This is a genomic window from Bradyrhizobium viridifuturi (assembly GCF_001238275.1).
GTDB lineage: Bacteria > Pseudomonadota > Alphaproteobacteria > Rhizobiales > Xanthobacteraceae > Bradyrhizobium > Bradyrhizobium viridifuturi.
Map to the genome: position 1 here is coordinate 37,718 of NZ_LGTB01000044.1, position 18,796 is coordinate 56,513.

Annotated in this window: 17 protein-coding genes and 4 pseudogenes; 18 read left to right on the forward strand and 3 right to left on the reverse strand. The window is 65.1% G+C overall.

All coding sequences use genetic code 11. The features are described 5' to 3' along the window. Positions 1-39: 39 nt before the first annotated feature. Positions 40-855, reverse strand: coding sequence for a polysaccharide deacetylase family protein (locus tag ALC15_RS32670; protein WP_094194246.1), 816 nt, complete (start codon positions 853-855; stop codon positions 40-42). An 83-nt stretch (positions 856-938) separates the two neighbouring features. Between ALC15_RS32670 and mgtE the strand changes: the two genes are divergently transcribed. Beyond that, positions 939-2,360 (forward strand): magnesium transporter, encoded by a 1,422-nt coding sequence (gene mgtE, locus ALC15_RS32675; RefSeq protein WP_050630846.1) that lies wholly within the window; start codon positions 939-941, stop codon positions 2,358-2,360. A gap of 94 nt (positions 2,361-2,454) precedes the next feature. Continuing rightward, positions 2,455-2,775, forward strand: coding sequence for a helix-turn-helix domain-containing protein (locus ALC15_RS32680; RefSeq protein ID WP_050630847.1), 321 nt, complete (start codon positions 2,455-2,457; stop codon positions 2,773-2,775). A 130-nt stretch (positions 2,776-2,905) separates the two neighbouring features. Here the strand turns inward: ALC15_RS32680 and ALC15_RS32685 are convergent, their stop codons facing one another. Beyond that, positions 2,906-3,433, reverse strand: a complete 528-nt coding sequence (locus ALC15_RS32685) for a DUF6428 family protein (protein ID WP_050630848.1) — start codon at positions 3,431-3,433, stop codon at positions 2,906-2,908. Between the two features lie 49 nt (positions 3,434-3,482). Between ALC15_RS32685 and ALC15_RS32690 the strand changes: the two genes are divergently transcribed. From ALC15_RS32690 to ALC15_RS32715, 6 genes and pseudogenes are all read left to right on the forward strand, one after another. Continuing rightward, positions 3,483-3,842 (forward strand): ArsR/SmtB family transcription factor, encoded by a 360-nt coding sequence (locus tag ALC15_RS32690; RefSeq protein ID WP_050630849.1) that lies wholly within the window; start codon positions 3,483-3,485, stop codon positions 3,840-3,842. After that, positions 3,842-4,527, forward strand: a pseudogene (locus ALC15_RS32695) (aquaporin). The gene ALC15_RS32690 and the pseudogene ALC15_RS32695 overlap by 1 nt, the downstream one beginning before the upstream one ends. Continuing rightward, positions 4,524-4,946, forward strand: a complete 423-nt coding sequence (gene arsC, locus ALC15_RS32700; RefSeq protein ID WP_050630850.1) for an arsenate reductase (glutaredoxin) — start codon at positions 4,524-4,526, stop codon at positions 4,944-4,946. Before ALC15_RS32695 ends, arsC begins: the two are co-directional and overlap by 4 nt. Then, positions 4,943-6,106: an MFS transporter gene (locus ALC15_RS32705; RefSeq protein ID WP_050630851.1), complete on the forward strand. Its 1,164-nt coding sequence runs from the start codon at positions 4,943-4,945 to the stop codon at positions 6,104-6,106. The genes arsC and ALC15_RS32705 overlap by 4 nt, the downstream gene beginning before the upstream one ends. Positions 6,107-6,234: 128 nt before the next feature. Then, complete coding sequence (locus ALC15_RS32710; protein ID WP_050630852.1) at positions 6,235-6,444, forward strand: hypothetical protein; 210 nt, start codon at positions 6,235-6,237, stop codon at positions 6,442-6,444. A 75-nt stretch (positions 6,445-6,519) separates the two neighbouring features. Beyond that, on the forward strand, positions 6,520-6,948 hold the full coding sequence (locus ALC15_RS32715) for a DoxX family protein (RefSeq protein ID WP_050630853.1): 429 nt from the start codon (positions 6,520-6,522) through the stop codon (positions 6,946-6,948). Between the two features lie 43 nt (positions 6,949-6,991). Here ALC15_RS32715 and ALC15_RS32720 read toward each other — a convergent pair whose 3' ends face one another. Further along, positions 6,992-7,879, reverse strand: coding sequence for a LysR substrate-binding domain-containing protein (locus tag ALC15_RS32720; protein ID WP_050630854.1), 888 nt, complete (start codon positions 7,877-7,879; stop codon positions 6,992-6,994). A gap of 80 nt (positions 7,880-7,959) precedes the next feature. On the opposite strand from ALC15_RS32720, the gene psrA reads away from it, so the two are divergent. The 10 genes and pseudogenes from psrA to hydA all read left to right on the forward strand — a co-directional run bounded on the left by psrA (position 7,960) and on the right by hydA (position 18,708). Next, the gene (psrA, locus tag ALC15_RS32725) at positions 7,960-9,081 is read left to right on the forward strand and encodes an iron-containing alcohol dehydrogenase PsrA (RefSeq protein WP_050630887.1); all 1,122 of its coding nucleotides are present in this window, start codon (positions 7,960-7,962) and stop codon (positions 9,079-9,081) included. 33 nt (positions 9,082-9,114) lie between these two features. Continuing rightward, entirely contained in the window at positions 9,115-10,362 is a 1,248-nt protein-coding gene (phnA, locus tag ALC15_RS32730) for a phosphonoacetate hydrolase (RefSeq protein WP_200914716.1), read from the forward strand. Between the two features lie 23 nt (positions 10,363-10,385). Further along, positions 10,386-11,833, forward strand: a pseudogene (gene phnY / locus ALC15_RS32735) (phosphonoacetaldehyde dehydrogenase). A 189-nt stretch (positions 11,834-12,022) separates the two neighbouring features. Further along, positions 12,023-12,262, forward strand: a pseudogene (locus ALC15_RS47345) (MFS transporter); the annotation flags it as partial. A gap of 37 nt (positions 12,263-12,299) precedes the next feature. Next, positions 12,300-13,232, forward strand: coding sequence for an MFS transporter (locus tag ALC15_RS32740; RefSeq protein WP_283806325.1), 933 nt, complete (start codon positions 12,300-12,302; stop codon positions 13,230-13,232). A 377-nt stretch (positions 13,233-13,609) separates the two neighbouring features. Beyond that, the gene (locus tag ALC15_RS32745) at positions 13,610-14,914 is read left to right on the forward strand and encodes an MFS transporter (RefSeq protein ID WP_050630856.1); all 1,305 of its coding nucleotides are present in this window, start codon (positions 13,610-13,612) and stop codon (positions 14,912-14,914) included. A gap of 55 nt (positions 14,915-14,969) precedes the next feature. After that, positions 14,970-15,748 (forward strand): annotated as a pseudogene (locus tag ALC15_RS32750) (maleate cis-trans isomerase family protein). Next, positions 15,741-16,535 (forward strand): GntR family transcriptional regulator, encoded by a 795-nt coding sequence (locus ALC15_RS32755; RefSeq protein ID WP_063781904.1) that lies wholly within the window; start codon positions 15,741-15,743, stop codon positions 16,533-16,535. The pseudogene ALC15_RS32750 and the gene ALC15_RS32755 overlap by 8 nt, the downstream one beginning before the upstream one ends. Continuing rightward, complete coding sequence (locus ALC15_RS32760; protein ID WP_050630857.1) at positions 16,532-17,296, forward strand: aspartate/glutamate racemase family protein; 765 nt, start codon at positions 16,532-16,534, stop codon at positions 17,294-17,296. Before ALC15_RS32755 ends, ALC15_RS32760 begins: the two co-directional genes overlap by 4 nt. After that, on the forward strand, positions 17,296-18,708 hold the full coding sequence (gene hydA, locus ALC15_RS32765; protein ID WP_200914715.1) for a dihydropyrimidinase: 1,413 nt from the start codon (positions 17,296-17,298) through the stop codon (positions 18,706-18,708). The genes ALC15_RS32760 and hydA overlap by 1 nt, the downstream gene beginning before the upstream one ends. Positions 18,709-18,796 lie beyond the last annotated feature (88 nt).

The following is an 18,796-nucleotide window of genomic DNA, read 5'->3' on the forward strand; positions in this document are numbered from 1 at the left end:
GCCGCCTTAACGGTCTGTAATCCAGCTTGGGTGCCGGGTTCAACGTGTCCGGTCAGACACGGTCTTCATCGCCGCCGGGACGATGTGGACGATGTGATAATTATGCTCCTGCAGGTACCTTAGAAAGGCCGGAAGCATCTCGGCGGTCCGCATTTGCGGGTCATGCAGCAGGATAATTCCCTTGCGGTGGCCTTCGAGCCGCCCGGTGAGCAGCTTGAGTTCCTCCTCGGGGGTCATCTTGTTCCAATCGCTGGCCCAGAAATCGGCTCCGAACACCGCGATACCGCGCTTTTCCAGGCGCCCGAGCAGCGCAGGTGTCGACTCGAAATAGGGGAACCGGAAGAACGGCGTGCTCGGGACCGTGCTGGCGGTGCCGCGCAGGGCCATCTGGACCGCTTCGATCCCTCGGTTGATGTTCGCCTCGGCCTGATCGAGCGGCATCTTGTTGAGATGCGGATGGTCCCAGGTGTGGTAGCCGATAGTGTGGCCGAGGCGGGCGATCTTGCGCACCATGTCGGGGTGATCAGCCGCGTTGCGGCCGACCATGAAGAAGGTGGCCTGCACGCATTCGGCGGCCAGCGCCGTCAGCACCTTGTCGGTGACACCGGGCGTCGGTCCGTCGTCGAAGGTCAGCACGACCTCGCCATCCCTGAGCGGCAGGGTCTGCGGGAAGCTCTTCAGCCCGACGCGCGGATAGGTCGCAGGATCGACCTCGAGCACACGCGAGGTGCCGAGCGCATCCTTGCGAAGGCATTCGGCGGCGTGCGCCGTGCCGAACAGCGCACAAGGCGCGAGTGCGAGCAACGTCGCGATGACGTTCAGGATCGGTCGTGGTGCGCTCGACATATTTCTCATTGCACTGGCCCCCGCCGATTAGGTAATCCGGTCCGCATCAATCAAGCAGTTTTTCACCTCCTGTCAAACCGGCGAAACACGGCATGGCCGAGAATATCGACGTTGCCGAACCCGCCGAGGCCGACCCGCTCGCCCGGATGCCGATGCGGGACGAGGAGGGCCAGCTCCGCCCGGAATTCGTCGAGGAGATCACCCGGGCGATCCATGCCGCCGACCGGCCGCTGCTGTGCGAGGTCGTGGCGGAACTGCACGAGGCGGACCTCGGCGACCTGATTGCGGCGCTGGAGCCGGACGACCGCGTCACCCTGGTCGAGATCACGGGCACCGATTTCGACTTCTCGGCGCTCAACGAGGTCGACGAGACGGTCCGCGAGGAAATCCTTGAGGAACTCGAGCCGGAGACGGTCGCGGAGGGCGTCCGCGAGCTCGAATCCGATGACGCCGTCGAGCTCCTGGAAAGCCTCGACGAGGAGGACCAGGAAGAGATCCTGGAAAAGCTGCCGGCGGCCGAGCGCGAGGACATCGAGCGCAGCCTGCTGTATCCGGAGAATTCCGCCGGCCGGCGGATGCAGACCGAGTTCATCGCAGTCCCGCCGGACTGGAAGGTCGGGCAGGCGATCGACTACATGCGCGATACGCCCGATCTGCCCGATCGATTTTACGAGATCTATGTGGTCGATGCCGACAAGCATCTGCTGGGCGCGGTGCCGCTCGACGTGCTGCTGCGCACGCGCCGCCCGGTTCCGATCGCGGACCTGATCGACGAGGACCGTCGCCGGGTCTCCGCGCTGGAGGACCAGGAAGAAGTCGCGCGGATGTTCGGCAAGTACAATCTGGTCGCAGCGCCCGTGGTCGACACCATTGACCGGCTGGTCGGCGTGATCACCATCGACGACGTCGTCGACGTGATCGAGGAGGAGGCCGACGAGGACCTCAAGGCGCTCGGCGGCGTCACCCATCCCGAAGAGCTGTCCGACACGGTCTGGACCATCGCCCGCGGCCGCTTCAACTGGCTGCTGGTCAATCTCGCCACCGCGTTCCTGGCCTCGTCGGTGCTCGGCCTGTTCGAAGGCCAGCTCGAGAAAATGGTGGCGCTCGCGGTGCTGGCGCCGATCGTGGCGAGCCAGGGCGGCAATGCCGCGACCCAGACCATGACGGTCGCGGTGCGCGCGCTCGCCACCCGCGAGCTCGGTGCGTTCAACGCCATGCGCGTGGTGCTGCGCGAGACCATGGTCGGTCTCGTCAACGGCATCGCCTTTGCGGTGATCACCGGCATCGCCGCGGTGGCCTGGTTCAAGATCCCGGGCCTTGGCGTCGTGATCGGGCTTGCGATCATCTGCAACCTGGTTGCCGGCGCGCTCGGCGGCATCCTGATTCCGATGGTGCTGGAACGGGTGCGCGCCGATCCTGCGGTCGCCTCCGGCACCTTCGTCACGACCGTCACCGACGTGGTCGGCTTCTTCTCGTTTCTCGGCATCGCCACGTTGTGGTTCGGGCTGAAATAGGCCGGCGCCCGAGGGCCGGTTTATCGTTAATCGCGCCTTAACGGGGTTGGCGGATGATGCTCCTATCTCCAAAGGGGCCATCACGGGGGCCATCATGCAGCGGTTGCGGCTCAAGGCGGACGGACGGATCGTCGAATTGCGCGACGGGCAGGAAATCCCGCTCGTGCCCGCACACCCGGCCGAGGTGGCGATGCACCCTGCGGTCGCGCGACCCGCGGTGCGGGATCTGCGCCGCCGCGCCCAGCTCACCCAGCTCGAATTCGCCGCCAAGCTCGGCGTACCCGTGGAAACCATCCGCAACTGGGAGCAGGGCAAGCGCGCGCCGCGGGGACCCGCTCGCGCGCTGCTCGCCGTGATCGCGCATTCGCCGGAAACCGTGTTCGCCGCTCTGTCGAGCGAGCCGACCGCCGCTTGAGCGGGTAGGGCGTTCTTCGCCATCATTGTCAGCGAATAGATCGCGCCAACGCGCCACATTCGCCGCCGTCGTCCTGGCGAAAGCCAGGATCGATAACCATGCAGGGGACAGCGGCCCCAGTGATCGGCGTTCAGCCGCAGCAAGGCTGCTTGGCCTTTGGAGCGCAGCAGGATTGCTGTTCCTGCAGCCACCGGTCGCGGGGCTTGCAGCTCGACGGACGCGCCGAGAGATAGACGCAGATCGCGGTGTCGCCGACGTCCATGCGCTCCGCGCGATAGATTTGCATCGGCCGCACGCCGTCGCTCACCTCAAAGGTCAGCTTGGCCTGCGGATCGAAGCCGACCGCTTCGTCGACCTTGCGGATGATTGCGAGGAACTTGCCGGCCGGCATATGGCCGCGGTTTTCCTCCTCGATGTCCCAGAGTTGAATGAAGGTCTCGCTCCAGCTCTCGGGGTTCGCGCCGCAATCGAGTCCTCTGAACGAACCGGTCTTGACCTCGGTCACGTGGTAGCTGGGGCGGACGTCCCGGCCGTCGTAGCTGAAGATCAGCTGCTTTTCCTTGTGCGCCTCGAGGCCGGAAAGCAGCGCTTCGGATGAGAGCTCGTCTACCGGAAGCAGGGCGCCGACGATCGATCGGGTATTGGCAAGCGTGTTCACGGCTGCTATCCTCATTTCAATGATTATTGAATTGTAGGATTATCGAAAGATGGACGAGCGTCAAGCCCGAACCGCCTTCGCCGCGCTGTCGCAGGAAACGCGGCTGCGGATCGTGCGGTTGCTGGTGCAGGCGGGTCCCGACGGAATGGCGGCAGGGGCGATCGCCGAGGCGGTCGCAGCGTCGCCGTCCAACGTGTCCTTTCATCTGAAGGACCTCGAGCATGCCGGCTTGATCGCGCCGCGCCGTGAGGCGCGTTCGATCATCTATTCGGCGGATTTCACCGGCTTGAGCGATCTCATCGCCTTCCTGATGAAGGATTGCTGCGCCGGCCACCCGGAAATCTGCGTTCCGGCGCTCGCCGATGCCCAGTGCCGGCCCTCCACGGCCAAGAAGAAGGCGCGGGCCTGATGAGGGAGTTCGACCTGCCACGACGCCTTGCGGCCGAGGGCTTGGTACGTTGCTGCTGGTCGCGACCGTCGTCGGCTCCGGCATCATGGCCGAGACCCTGACCAAGGACGTCGCATTGGCGCTGCTCGGCAACACGCTTCCGACCGGCGCCATTCTGGTGGTGCTGATCACGATCCTTGGGCCGGTATCCGGTGCGCACTTCAATCCGGCGGTCACGCTGGTGTTCACGCTCAAGGGCGAGCTTCGTCCGCCGCACGCCGCGCAGTACATCGCGGCACAAGTGCTCGGGGGAATCCTGGGCGCAATCATCGCACATGCCATGTTCGGCCTGCCCCTCCTGGAGTTCTCCGCAAAGGCAAGGACGGGATTTCCGCAGTGGTTTGCGGAATTCGTTGCAGCGTTCGGACTGGTCGCAACGATCATCGGTGGCCTCCGCTTTCGCGAGGCCGCGATTCCATGGCTGGTCGGGCTCTATATCACTGCCGCATACTGGTTCACCGCATCAACATCCTTCGCCAATCCGGCGGTCGCGATCGCGCGATCATTCACCGACACGTTTTCCGGCATCCGCGCGCAGGACCTGCCGGGCTTCATCGTCGCCGAAGTTTTGGGAGCGATCGTCGCGCTCGCATTCATGACGTGGCTCCTGCGGGGCGCGGAACCGACAAAGGAAGCAATCCGATGACGATCACGATCTATCACAATCCCGATTGCGGGACCTCGCGTAACACCCTGGCGATGATCCGACAGAGCGGGGAGGAGCCCGAGATCGTCGAATATCTCAAGAATCCTCCCTCGCGCGACAAGCTTGTCTCGCTGATCGCTGCCATGGGCATGACACCGCGTGCGCTGCTCCGCGAGAAGGGCACGCCCTTCGCCGCGCTCGATCTCGGCAATCCGAAATGGAGCGACGACGAGCTGATCGATTTCATGATGGCGCATCCGATCCTGATCAACCGGCCGATCGTGGTCTCGCCGAAGGGCGCGAAACTGTGCCGGCCGTCCGAAGCTGTCCTTGACCTTCTCGCCACCGATATCGGCCAGTTCGTCAAGGAAGACGGCGAAGTGGTATCGCCCAAGACGCCGGGTGCGCGCGCCGGATGAGCCGCCGCGCCGATAACCTGCTGATCGTCGCGCTCGGCACCACGCAAACCCTTGCCTGGGCGTCGAGCTACTATCTGCCCGCGATTCTCGCGGACCCGATCGCGCGAGATCTCGGCATATCGACGAACTGGCTGTTCGCCGCGTTTTCGATGGCGCTGGTGATTTCCGGATTGCTCGGTCCGCGCGTCGGCCGCCAGATCGACCGCATGGGCGGGCGCGAAGTGCTCTGCGCGTCCAACCTTATTCTGGCGTCCGGGCTGATCCTGCTTGGGCTTGCGCAGGGCGGTGTGCTGATGGCAGTGAGCTGGCTACTGCTCGGCGTCGGCATGGGCCTTGGTCTGTACGATGCGGCCTTCGCTGCGCTCGGGCGCATCTATGGCGACACCGCGCGCCGCTCCATCACCGGCATCACCTTGATCGCAGGGTTTGCCAGCACGATCGGCTGGCCGCTCAGCGCGTGGGGCCTCTCAACCATCGGCTGGCGCTGGACCTGCTTCGGCTGGGCGGCTGCACATGTTCTGATTTGCTTGCCGCTCAATGGCCTCCTGATCCCCAGGCTGAAGCGAGAACACCGGATCACGGCGGATGCAGCCAACCCGCATATCCCGATCGACCGTGCGATGGTGTTGCTTGCCTTTGCCTTCGCGGCGGCCTGGAGCGTCACGTCGGCGATGGCCGTGCATTTGCCCCGCATTCTGGAATCACTCGGCGCGACGCAGCCGCAGGCGATCGCGGCGGGCGCATTGATCGGCCCGGCGCAGGTGGCGGCGCGGATTGTCGAAGCGAGCCTGCTCAAGCGCTTCCACCCGCTGTGGTCGGCGAGATTGGCCTGCATCACGCATCCGCTGGGTGCGTGCGTCATCGGCCTGTTTGGCGGTGGCTTCGCGGGAGTCTTCGCTCTGTTGCACGGTGCCGGAAATGGAATCCTGACGATTGCGCGCGGCACGCTGCCGCTGGCGATCTTCGGTCCGAAGGACTACGGCTACCGCCTGGGGCTGCTCGGTGCACCGTCGCGGCTGTCCCAGGCCATCGCACCGCTGGTTTTCGGTTTCCTGATCTCGCCGCTCGGCGGCTACACGCTGGCAGTCACATCGGCACTCAGCGTGGCCGCGCTTCTGGCGCTGTTCGCACTCAAGGCCGAGCCGAAGACCCCATCATAGATCTCCACCATGCGACCGCGGCGGCGCGAGCGAGCTTCCGGCACAGCGTCATGGGGCTTGCCAGGATAGCCATTTAGCCGTTTTAATCGAGGGATTGCAGCACGCTATTTTTGAACCGTGGATTTCCAATGAACGCCATCGAGCAGATCATTGCCGGCTATGTATCGTTGAAGAACCGTCAAGCGCTGCAGGACCTCAGGGACCACCGCCAACGGCTGTTGGACGGTGTTCAAGCACACAGCGTCCCAGGCTTCAGGCCATCGGTCGTGAATGACACGCTCCGCGAGGAGATCGAGCTCATCGAGGCCGCCTTGGCTCGCTTCGACGAGGACGCATAGTTTGCGACCGCGGCGCAAGCCCGGCTGATCATCACTATTCTGGGATTGCGACAGACGACTCCTTGGGAGGTGCTCATGATCGATCAGAGAACTGCCCCTTATGCTGCCTTGCTGTTGCGCGTGACGATTGCGGGGCTGTTCATCGCGCATCTCTACGGCAAGTGCGTGCTCAAGCCGATCAGCCTGTGGTGGAACGGCCTTGCCAAGCTCGGTTATCCCGAATGGGTTCTTGGCTATGCCTTGAGCGCCGAATTCGGCGCGGCGGTTCTGCTGCTGCTTGGCATCTATACGCGCTGGATCAGTATCTACGCGATCCCGATGATGCTCGGCGCAACCCAGTTCTGGATGCAGCGGAAAGGCTATTGGTTCACGGAAGCGGGCTGGGAGCTGCCGTTCGTCTGGGCGATCATGCTGGCCGTGCAGGCGCTGCTCGGCGATGGCGCGTTTGCAGTGAAGGTTCCGAGGCTGCCCTGGGAGCGCCGACTTCAAGCAGCCGCGGCCTGACGGTCGCAATTGGATTGGCGCATGCGTGCGGCGCGCGAGCGCTTTACCTGCTGCGGCCGCTGCCCTTCATCCGCCGAACCGTATCGATGAACGCCTTGATGATCGGGGAGTGGCTGCGCCCGCTGTGATGGGCGATGCTGTACTGGGTCTTGATGGTGCGGTCGCTGATTTCGAGCGCGCGCAGGTTCGGATGCGGCACGAATTCGAAGTCGGCGACGACGCTGATGCCGAGCCCGCGCTCAACCGCCTTCCAGACGCCTTCGCGGCTTTCGATCTCGAATACCGGCTCGATGCTGATGCCCTCGGCCTGCATCGTCGCCTCGAAGGCGCGCCGGGTGGTTGAGCCGCGTTCGCGCAACACGATCGGCTGGTCGGCAAGTTCGCGCAGCCTGACCGACTTGCGCTTGAACCAGGGGTGATCGCGATTGACGAACACGATCACGCGGTGGGTGCGGTACGGGATCATGGTGACGCGCGGGTCTTCGGGCACCTCGGCCAGGATCGCGACGTCGGCCTCGAAGTCGACGATGTGGCGGAAGGTGCGCTCGGAATTGCCGAGCAGGGTCGAGATCTGCACCTCCGGGTGATCGCGCTTGAAGGCGGCGATGATCTCGGTGGCATGGAACGGCCCGACGGTCGCGACCCTGAGATGGCCCTTGGTCGCCTTGCCGTGCGCGGCCAACAGGTCGTGGGCCTCATCGCAGAACGTCATGATGCCGCGGGTGATCTCGAACAGCGCGGCTCCGGCCTCGGTGAGCTCGGTATGCCTGGGCTTCCGGATCAGAAGCTCGACGCCGTAGGTCTCCTCCAGCTCCTTGACCTGGATGGTCAGCGTCGGCTGCCCGACATGGAGCACACGCGAGGCCGCGGTGAAGCCGCCATGGGCCGCGACCGCATGGAAGGCGCGCAGCTGGCTGAACACTATTGACATAATCAATAGAACGCATCCGTAGAATGAATTTGTCAATAGCAGCCGGTGCCGTAGCTTCGCGCCAAATGGAGGACGCGCGGATGGACTGGACTTATTCCAACCCGGTAAGGATCGAATTCGGGGCCGGCCGCTTCGACAAGCTGCCGGCGCTGATCGGCAAGCGCGCCTACGCACTCGTCACCTATGGCGAGCCGTTCTTCGACGAACTCGAGCGCCGGCTGCGCGCCGCGGCGGGGCCTTCGATCTTGACAATCCGCGACGTCGCGCCCAATCCGGACTACCGGCTGCTCACGGCACAGACCGCGCGCTTTGCCGGGCTTGCGAAACAGCCGGAAGTGATCGTCGCGCTCGGCGGCGGCTCGGTGATCGACTCCGCAAAAGTGTTCGCTGCCGCCGGCGGCGACTTCGCGACCGTGAAGACCTATCTGGAGACGCAACAGGGCGCCGAACGGCTTGCGGCGATCCCGATCATCGCGGTGCCGACCACCGCGGGCACCGGCAGCGAGGTGACGTGCTGGGGCACGGTGTGGGACGAGGCCAACGGCAAGAAATACTCGCTGGCGCGTCCCTCGCTCTATCCGACCCATGCGGTGATCGATCCGCGCCTGATGCTCGGCAAGCCGCAGCTTCTCACCATCAGCACCGGGCTCGACGCGCTGTCGCATGCGCTGGAGAGTATCTGGAACGTCAACAACAATCCGGTGTCGGCCAACCACGCTGTGGCGGCGGCGCGCGGTGTCCTCGACGTGCTGCCGAAGCTCGCCAACGATCTCGGCAATCTCGAGCTGCGCAGCCGCATGGCGCAGGCGGCACTGTTTGCAGGGCTGGCGTTCTCCAACACCAAGACCGCGATTGCGCATTCGCTGTCCTATCCCATCACGCTGCGCCACGGCGTGCAGCACGGCATCGCCTGCTCGTTCTCGCTGCCGATGGTGCTGCGCAGCGTGAAGGGGGCAGGCGGGCTTTGCGAGGACAGCCTCAGGCAGATCTTCGGCACCGACCTGGCGCGCGCCGCGGACGATCTCGAGGACTTCATGGCGCGGCTCGGCATCTCCTGCAATCCGGCCGCCTACAGGATCGAGCGTGCGGAATGGCACGCGCTGATCGCGGACTCGCTCGAAGGAGAGCGCGGCCGCAACTTCCTGGGATCGAAGGAGCGGTTGATCGAGGCAGCGCAGACCCAGCGCATGCCGACGCCGTGAGCGCGTGACGACGGCGCAGTGACAAGGAGACGCATAATGCAAGACAATCGCAAAACCATCACCGTCAACGGGCGCGACTACCAGGCGCCGACGCGGCCGACGGTCGTGATCTGCCTCGACGGTTCGGAGCCCGGCTACATCGAGCGAGCCATCGAGGCGGGCGTCGCGCCGACCTTCGCGCGCTTCATGAAGGAGGGCGCGCATGTCCATGCCGCCAGCGTGATCCCGAGCTTCACCAATCCGAACAACCTCTCGATCATCACCGGACGACCGCCTGCGGTGCACGGCATCGCCGGCAATTATTTCTACGACACGGCGAGCAACGCCGAGGTCATGATGAACGATCCGAAATTCCTGCGCGCACCGACCATCCTCGCCGGGGTCCATGACGCGGGCTACAAGGTCGCTGCCGTTACCGCCAAGGACAAGCTGCGCACCTTGCTGGCCTACGGGCTCGACTATGCGAGCGGCCGCGCCATCGCGTTCTCGTCGGAGAAAGCCGACCAGGCCACCAAGGCCAATAACGGCATCGATAACGTGCTCGATTTCGTCGGCCTTCCGCTGCCGGAAGTCTACTCGGCCGATCTGTCGCGTTTCGTGTTCGCCGCCGGCGTCAAGCTGGTCGAGCGCCATCGTCCGGATTTGATGTACCTGTCGACCACCGACTACATCCAGCACAAGGTCGGGCTCGGCACCAAGATCGCCAATGACTTCTACGCGATGATCGACGGCTATCTTGCCAGGCTGGATGCACTCGGCTGCAACATCGTGGCGACCGCCGACCATGGCATGAACGACAAGTTCTTGCCGGACGGCAAGCCCGACGTGATCTACCTCCAGGACGTCATGGACGACTGGACGGGGGCGGGCGCCGCGCGCGTGATCCTGCCGATCACCGATCCCTATGTTGCCCATCACGGCTCGCTCGGCTCGTTCGCCACGATCTACACGCCCGAGGGCGCCGACGTCGGCACGCTGCTGATGCGGCTGCGCGACACCAAGGGCATCGAGGTCGCGCTGACCCGCAAGGACGCCTGCGCCAGGTTCGAGCTGCCGCCGGACCGGATCGGCGACATCGTGGTGATCTCGACCAGGCACAAGGTGCTCGGCACCAGCGAGTCTCGCCACGATCTCTCAGGCCTCACCGAGCCGCTGCGCTCGCATGGCGGGCTGACCGAGGAGCGGGTGCCGCTGATCGCCAACCGCAAGATTGCGCTGCCGGCCGGTCACGCCCTGCGCAATTTCGACGCCTTCGACGTCGCGCTCAACCGCATCCAGTGACATCCGGACTTGAGGACACCAACATGAACATCCAGAGCGCTGCCGCTCGCCATGAGCAGATGCGGATCGCGGGCAGCCTCGTCGACACCGACGAGCATGTCGAGGTTTTCAATCCCTACACCAACAAGGTGGTGGGCACGGTTCGGCCGCGCGGCCGGAGCATGTGCGCAGCGCCTTCGCCAAGGCGGCGGCGTTCAAGCCGAAGCTGACCCGCTACGAGCGCCAGCGCATCCTGCTGCGCACCGCCGAGATACTCGCAAGCCGCAAGGAGGAGTTCGCGCGGCTGATCACCGCCGAATCCGGCCTGTGCTGGAAGGATTCGCTCTACGAGGCAGGCCGCGCCTACGACGTCTACTCCTTTGCCGGCCAGCTCGCGATCCAGGACGACGGCGAGACCTTCTCCTGCGACATCAGCCCGCAGGGCAAGGCGCGCAAGATCTACACGACGCGCACGCCGCTGCTCGGCGCGATCTCGGCGATCACACCGTTCAACCATCCACTCAACATGGTGAGCCACAAGATCGCACCGGCGATCGCCACCAACAACCGCGTGGTGCTGAAGCCGACCGAGCTGACGCCACTGACCGCGCTCGCGCTCGCCGACGTGCTGTACGAGGCCGGGCTGCCGCCGGAGATGCTGTCGGTGGTCACAGGCAATCCGCATTCGATGGGCGATGCGATGATCACCGATCCGGACGCGGATCTCGTGACATTCACCGGCTCGGTGAGGGTCGGCAAGCACATCGCCACCAGGGCAGGCTACAAGCGCCTGGTGCTTGAGCTCGGCGGCAACGATCCCCTGATCGTGATGGAAGACGCCGACCTCGAGAAGGCGGCGGAGCTTGCGGTCACCGGCGCGACCAAGAACTCCGGCCAGCGCTGCACCGCCGTCAAACGCATCCTCTGTGTCGAGGCGGTGGCCGACGATTTCGCTGCCCTCGTTTTGAAGAAGGCGCGCAAGCTGAAGTGCGGCGATCCGATGGACCCGACGGTCGATGTCGGCACCGTCATCCATGAGGGCGCGGCCAAGGAATTCGAGCGGCGCGTCAACGCGGCGGTCGCCGACGGTGCCGAACTGTTGCACGGCAACGGCCGCGACGGCGCGCTGTATCCGCCGACGGTGGTCGACCGGATTCCTCACACCAGTGAGCTGGTGATGCAGGAAACCTTCGGTCCGGTGATCCCGATCATCCGGGTGCCCAACGACATCGACAGCGTGATCCGGATCTCGAATTCGACCGCGTTCGGCCTGTCGTCCGGCGTCTGCACCAACCGGCTCGACTACATCACGCGGTTCGTCAACGAGCTCGATGTCGGCACCGTCAACATCTGGGAAGTGCCGGGCTACCGGATCGAGATGTCGCCGTTCGGCGGGATCAAGGACTCCGGCCTTGGCTACAAGGAAGGCGTGCAGGAGGCGATCAAGAGCTTCACCAACGTCAAGACCTACTCACTGCCCTGGCCGGTCTAGAGCAGCGCCGACGAGGGGCCGCACGCACAGAACAACAACATCGCGGCGGCCGACAGAATCAACCAAAACAAAGGGGAGGCCTCAATGTCGATTACGTTCAGTCCGTCGAGCGTCGGCTCGGTCGGGGTGCAGAATCCGGAGCTTGCGACGTCGTTCCGCCGCGCGCAGTGGCGGATGCTGTTCGCGGCGATGTTCTGCTATCTGTTCTTCTACACCGGGCGGCAAACCTTCGGCTTCGCCATTCCCGGCATCCAGGCCGAGTTCGGCGTCACCAAGGAGGCGCTGGGTTGGGCCAGTGCGGCGCTGCTCTGGTGCTACGCCGTCGGGCAGGCGATCAACGGCAACCTCGGTGACAAGTTCGGCGGCCGCCGCGTGATGAGCGCAGGCGCGATCCTCTCCTTCATCATGAACTGGGCGACCAGCCTGTCGACGGGCATCGTCAGCCTGACCGCGTTCTGGGGCATCAATGGCTATTTCCAGTCGATGGGATGCGCCCGGCAGCCGGCTGCTGTCGAACTGGTGGGGTCGGCACGAGCGCGGCACGGTCTACGGGCTTTACACATTCGCGGCCGGTCTCGCCTCGGTGCTGTCGTTCGTCACCTCGCTGGTCGTAGTCGGCTATTTCCAGCTCGACTGGCGCTGGATCTTCCGCATCCCCGTCGTGTTGCTGCTGCTCGGCGGCATCGCGTTCTATCTGATCGCGCGCGAGAAGCCGGAGGACATGGGCTTTGCCTCGCCGCATGACGAGGCCGACGATGTCACAGCAACGGAAGCCGCGGTCGACGCCAATGAGGGCTCGCTGGCGCGGTACAAGGCCGTGCTGTCGAACTGGCGCCTGCTGGTGGCGGGCGTCTCGATCGGCTTCCAGAACGCGGCGCGCTATGGGCTGCTGGTGTGGGTGCCGGTGCACTTCCTCGGCAGCAACTGGGCCAAGGCCGGCGCCACTTCGGCGGTCGATCCGCGCTGGATCAGCATCGCGCTGCCGGTCGGCATGGCGGTGGGTGCGTTCAGCAATGGCTGGATTTCGGACAAGGTGTTCGGCTCGCGGCGTTACCTTGCCATCGTGCTTTACATGGTGCTGGCCGCTGTCACCGCGCTCTGCATGTATGCGATCCCGACGTCCGACATCTATCTCGGCATGACGGTGCTGTTCCTGTGCGGCTTCTTCACCTATGGCCCGCAATCCTCGTTCTGGGCGCTGTGCCCGGACCTGGTCGGCCACAAGCGGGCAGGGACCGCAACCGGGGTGATGAACTCCTTCGCCTACCTGTTCGCGGGTCTCGGCGAGCCCATCATCGGTCATGTCATGGACAAGCATAACCAGACCTCGCTGGTGTTCCTCGTCGTCGCGATCTGCGCGACCTCCAGCGCGGTGGTGGCGGCTTTCATCCGCCGCTGACGAGCGGCCCGCATCAGCGGCTCCAAGACAGGTCCGCGCTTCCACGGGAAGCGCGGACCGCTGTTTTTTGGAAAGCGCGGAGCACCGATCTGCGCGACCGCCGGAGCCGCAACGCCGGGCCAAGGCCCCGAAAAATCCCGCGCGGGCAAGCGAACCGGCGCCCAATTCCTCGCCATGACCTGATTAATGTCAAGGCTAGATAGCGATAATATAACGCAATATCAGTATGATACAAAAAGTTGTATGCAGAATACAAAATGTGCTTGTCGCCTCGACCGCCTTGAAGCAGACTTCTCGCCGGGCAGGAGAGGCCAACGACCTTCGATGACGAGGGTCACGCCAGGGCAAGAAACAATCTGCCGGCAGAGGAGCGAGCAATGAGCGATCAGGTGTCCACCATCGCAATGGCAGATGTGGCGAAGCCTTCCGGCGTGCGCTGGAAGATCTTCCTGCTGATGCTGTTCCTGATCTCGATCAACTATATCGATCGCGCTTCGTTGTCGGTCGCGATGCCCGTCATCGCCAAGGAGTTCGACATCGATCCGGCGATGCAGGGCCTGATCCTGAGCTCGTTCTTCTGGACCTACGCGCTGATGCAAGTGCCGGGCGGCATGCTGGCCGATCGCTTCAAGCCGCGCATCGTGATCGCGCTCGCGACATTGTTCTGGGGCTTCTTCCAGGCGCTGGCGGCGCTGTCCACCAGCTGGACGCTGCTGCTCATGACCCGGCTCGGGCTCGGCGCGTCGGAAGCGCCGATCTATCCGGCCGGAGGCAAGCTCAATGCGATCTGGATGACGCAAACCGAACGCGGCCGCGGCGCCACGCTGCTCGACGGCGGGGCACCGCTTGGCGCGGCGCTCGGCTCGATCGTGATCGCCTGGCTGATGGCGGCGTTCAGCTCCTGGCGCGTCGCCTTCGTCGTCGCCGGCATCGGCACCATGCTGTGCGGGCTGTGGGCCTGGTACTACATTCGCAACGTGCCGCGCGAGCATCCGTCGGTCAACGAAGCCGAGGCGCGCTATCTCGAGGAGGCTCATGCGATCGAGGACGCAGCGACGCCGCCGTCATCCGGCGCAAGCTGGATGGCCTATTTCCGCTTCCGCTCGGTGTGGTGCATGTGCCTCGGCTGGATGTTCTTCAACACCACCTTCTACGGGCTGCTGACCTGGATGCCGACCTATCTGTTCAAGGTGCACGGCTTCGACATCAAGGCGCTCGGCGGCGCGTCCTTCATCATCTTCTTCGCGGGCTTCGTCGGCGAACTGGTCGGCGGCTGGATCGGCGATAGCTGGCGCGAGCGGGGCGGAGCGCCCAACACCGTGTTCCGCACCCTGTTCGGCATCGCTGCGATCATGGCGACGGTGTCGATCTTCCTCGTCGCCTACGTCACCAATGCGGTTGCGGTGGTGGTGCTGCTGTCGACGACGCTGTTCTTCCTGCGCTGGTGCGGCATGTACTGGGCGATCCCCTCGGCGCTGGCGGGCCGCGGCAAGTCCGGCTTCCTCGGCGGCTGCATGAATCTCGGCGGCAACATCGCCGGCATCACGACGCCCTTGATCGTCGGCTTCATCGTGCAGGCCACCGGTTCCTACTTCCTGGCCCTGATGTATTTCGCCGCCGCGGGCATTGCGCTGTTGATCTGCTCGACCCTGATCGATTACAGCCGCAAACTCCCGGTCTAGAATCGAAGTGCGGCCGAGCCCGTCAAGGGTTCGGCCGGTTGATGAGGCCTCGCGAATGATACGTCCCATCCGGCTCGGCATGCTGACGCCGTCGTCAAATACCGCACTCGAGCCGATCACCTGCGCGATGCTGGCCGGGATCGACGACGTCTCGGCGCATTTCTCGCGCTTCAAGGTGACGGAGATCGCGCTGTCGGAGCAGGCGCTGCGCCAGTTCGATGCCAGCGAGATTCTGCGCGCAGCGGAATTGCTTGCCCATGCCAAGGTCGACGTGATCGCCTGGAACGGCACTTCGGCAAGCTGGCTCGGCTTCGATCGCGACGAGAGCCTGTGCGAGCAGATCACGGCGGCAACCGGGATCAAGGCCTGCACCACGGTGCTGGCCTATCGCGACCTGCTGCGGCGGATCGGCGCCAAACGCATCGGATTGGTGACGCCGTATCGCCGGGACGTGCAGGACAAGATCATCGCCAACTGGAATTCGGAAGGGCTGCACTGCTTCGCCGAGCGGCATTTGTCGTTGCAGGATAATTTCTCCTTTGCCGAGGTCAGCGAGGCTGAGATTGCGGGTATGATCGAGCAGGTGGTGCACGAGGCTGCGATGCCGCCGTCGTGCTATGCACCAACATGCGCGGCGCCGGCGCCGCCGAACGGCTGGAGCGCCGATTTGGCGTGCCTGTGCTAGACTCGATTGCGGTGACGCTGTGGGCGTGCCTCACGGCTGTAGGCTGCGATCCGTCGCGCGTGCATGGCTGGGGCAGCCTGTTCACGAACCCCGATCTGCGGGCGGCTGCCGCGATCTCCAATCATGAAATGAAGGCTAGCGGTGACTGAAGCCAAGGTGACCAGGCGCAACAAGGAACCCAAGCGGGCGATGACGGCGCTGCAACGGCGTCGTCTGCGCGTGCCGCGGGTCGGGCTGCACGAGCAGGCGGCGGCGCGGCTGCGCACCATGATCGTGCGCGGCGAGCTGGCGCCGGGACAATCGCTGGGCGAGGCGGATCTGTCCGACGCGCTCGGCATTTCGCGCACCCCGCTGCGCGAAGCGCTGAAGCAACTGGCGAACGAGGGCCTGGTCGAGCTTAGGCTCAACCACAGCGCCGTGATCACGCCGTTCCGCCGCGCCGAGCTGACCGAGTTGTTCGAGGCCGTCAGCGGCATCGAGCGTTGCGCTGCCGAGCTCGCCGCACTCCGCATGGAGGAGGCCGATTTCGAGCGGCTCGAGGCGCTGCAAGACAAGATCGAGTGGCATCACGGCCGCGGCGAGCTGCGCGACTATTTCCAGGCCAACCAGCAGATCCATTCGGCGATCGTCGGCTTCGCGCGCAACGCGGTGCTGAGGGCGACGCACGAGGCGCTGCTGGCGCGGGCCGAGCGCGCGCGCTTCTTCGCGCTCACGGTGCTCGGGCGCTGGGATGAATCGGTGCGCGAGCACCAGGAAATCTTGGCCGCGCTTCGGGCCCGCGCCGGGCAGATCCTGGCCCACCATGTGCGCCGCACCGGCGAGATCGTCGCCGAGACGCTGGATGGAAAGGCGCTGGATGGCAAGGCGGACGCCGCCGCAGCAGCGCACCTGACCGCCACGCCGCGCGGCCGCAAGACGAAGAAAGTTGCGCCATGAAGATCCTGCTGCTCAATCCCAACACGACGGCTGATGTGACCGATCTGCTCCATGCTGCCGGCAGCAAGGCGGCCTCGGCCGGCACCGAGCTGGTGCCGATGACCGCCGCGCGCGGCGTGCCCTATATCGCGACCCGCGCCGAGGCACAGATCGGCGGTGCGATCGCGCTTGAGATGCTGGCCGAGGCCGGCCCCGGCATCGATGCTGCCATCATCGCCGCGTTCGGCGATCCCGGCCTGTTCGGCGCGCGCGAGCTGTTCTCCTATCCCGTGGTGGGATTGGCCGAGGCCGCGATGCTGACCGCCTGCATGCTCGGCCGGCGGTTTGCGATCGTGACCTTTGCCGGCGCGCTGGCGCCCTGGTACGAGGAATGCGTCGCGATGCATGGGCTGAGCGGACGCTGCGCCGGCATCCGCACGCTCGACGGCAGCTTCCGGTCGATCTCCGAGGTGCAGGCCGAGAAGGAAGAGCTGCTGGTCGCGCTCGCCAACCGGGCGGTCGAACAGGACGGCGCCGACGTCGTCATCCTGTCGGGCGCGCCGCTTGCCGGGCTTGCGGCGAAAGTGCGCGAACGCATTCCGGTGCCCGTGGTCGATCCGGTTGCTGCGGCTGTGCGCCAGGCGGAGACGCTCGCCGTGCTCAAGCCGCGCAAGGCGGTCGCCGGCACCTTCCGCCGCCCCGATCCGAAACCGACGCGCGGGCTGGCCGAGCCGCTCGCCGCCATCATCGAACATCGCGCACCGAAGGAGGGGACAAGCTGATGTCCTTCGACACCATCATCCGCGGCGGCACCGTCGTCACCGCCGCCGACACCTTTGCCTGCGACGTCGGCATCCGCGACGGCAAGATCACCGCGCTCGGCCATGATCTCGGCCCGGCAACCGCCATCATCGATGCGACCGACCGGCTGGTGCTGCCCGGCGGCATCGATAGCCACGTCCATTTCGCCCAGCCGTCCGGCGACGGCATCGTGATGGCCGATGGCTTCGCCTCCGGCACCCGCTCGGCGGCGTTCGGCGGCAACACCACGGTGCTGCCGTTCTGCCTGCAGGAGAAAGGCCAGACACTGCGCGAGGCGCTGAAGCACTATCATTCGCTGGCGGATGGCGAATGCCATGTCGACGTCGCCTTCCATCTCATCGTCACCGATCCGACCGAGCATGTGCTGGGCCAGGAGCTGCCGGCGCTGGTCGAGGACGGCTACACTTCGCTCAAGGTCTTCATGACCTATGAGGGGCTGGCGCTGTCGGATCGCGAGCTGCTCGAGACCATGTCGGTGGCGCGCGAGACCGGCGCGATGCTGATGGTGCATGCGGAAAACTTCGACGCCATCCGCTTCCTGACCGATCGGCTCGAACGCGCCGGCAACACTGCGCCGCGCTTCCACGCGACCTCGCGGCCGATCCCGGTCGAACGCGAGGCCACCCACCGCGCCATTTCGCTGTCGGAGCTCGTCGACGTGCCGATCATGATCGTGCACGTCTCGAACCGCGAGGCGATGGAGGAGATCCGGCGGGCGCAGCAGCGCGGCCTGCGCGTGATGGGCGAGACCTGTCCGCAATACCTGATGCTGACAGAGAAGGATCTCGACCAGCTCAACATGGAAGGCGCAAAATACGTCTGCTCGCCGCCGCCGCGCGACGTCGCGAGCCAGCAGGCGTGCTGGGAAGGCCTGCAACAGAAGGTGTTCTCGGTGTTCTCGTCGGACCATTGTCCGTTCCGCTACGACGACCCGCAAGGCAAGCTCGCGCCCAAGGGGCGCACCAGCTTCCGCTGGGTGCCGAACGGAATCCCCGGCGTCGCGACGCGGTTGCCGATCCTGTTCTCCGAGGGCGTGGTGAAGGGCCGTATCGACCTCAACAGCTTTGTCGCCTTCAGCGCCACCAACCACGCCAAGATCTACGGCCTCTATCCGCGCAAGGGCACTATCGCGGTCGGCTCGGATGCCGACATCGCGCTGTGGGACCCCAAGCGCAAGGTTACGGTCCGTCACGAGCTGATCCACGACGGCGCGGACTACACGCCCTATGAAGGCCTCGAGGTCACCGGCTGGCCGGTGCTGACCATGGTACGCGGCAAGGTGGTCGTCGATGACGGCACCCTTGTCGGCAGCAAGGAGCACGGCACATATTTGCCGCGTGCCAAGCCTCCGACGGGAGCGACCATCCCGTAATACGCCAAGGAAGTAACCCGCAAAACAAGAAGGCAGGAGACCACCATGCCCTATGCGACAACCGATGACGGCGTACGGCTCTATTTCG

Bases quoted from the DNA above. Each gene is read 5' to 3' on its own strand.
- ALC15_RS32715 (WP_050630853.1), top strand. From the start codon at position 6,520: ATGATCGATCAGAGAACTGCCCCTTATGCTGCCTTGCTGTTGCGCGTG.
- psrA (WP_050630887.1), top strand. From the start codon at position 7,960: ATGGACTGGACTTATTCCAACCCGGTAAGGATCGAATTCGGGGCCGGC.
- ALC15_RS32710 (WP_050630852.1), top strand. From the start codon at position 6,235: ATGAACGCCATCGAGCAGATCATTGCCGGCTATGTATCGTTGAAGAAC.
- arsC (WP_050630850.1), top strand. From the start codon at position 4,524: ATGACGATCACGATCTATCACAATCCCGATTGCGGGACCTCGCGTAAC.
- ALC15_RS32670 (WP_094194246.1), bottom strand. From the start codon at position 855: ATGAGAAATATGTCGAGCGCACCACGACCGATCCTGAACGTCATCGCG.
- ALC15_RS32740 (WP_283806325.1), top strand. From the start codon at position 12,300: ATGGCTATTTCCAGTCGATGGGATGCGCCCGGCAGCCGGCTGCTGTCG.
- ALC15_RS32745 (WP_050630856.1), top strand. From the start codon at position 13,610: ATGAGCGATCAGGTGTCCACCATCGCAATGGCAGATGTGGCGAAGCCT.
- ALC15_RS32705 (WP_050630851.1), top strand. From the start codon at position 4,943: ATGAGCCGCCGCGCCGATAACCTGCTGATCGTCGCGCTCGGCACCACG.
- ALC15_RS32760 (WP_050630857.1), top strand. From the start codon at position 16,532: ATGAAGATCCTGCTGCTCAATCCCAACACGACGGCTGATGTGACCGAT.
- mgtE (WP_050630846.1), top strand. From the start codon at position 939: ATGGCCGAGAATATCGACGTTGCCGAACCCGCCGAGGCCGACCCGCTC.
- ALC15_RS32680 (WP_050630847.1), top strand. From the start codon at position 2,455: ATGCAGCGGTTGCGGCTCAAGGCGGACGGACGGATCGTCGAATTGCGC.
- hydA (WP_200914715.1), top strand. From the start codon at position 17,296: ATGTCCTTCGACACCATCATCCGCGGCGGCACCGTCGTCACCGCCGCC.
- ALC15_RS32720 (WP_050630854.1), bottom strand. From the start codon at position 7,879: ATGTCAATAGTGTTCAGCCAGCTGCGCGCCTTCCATGCGGTCGCGGCC.
- ALC15_RS32690 (WP_050630849.1), top strand. From the start codon at position 3,483: ATGGACGAGCGTCAAGCCCGAACCGCCTTCGCCGCGCTGTCGCAGGAA.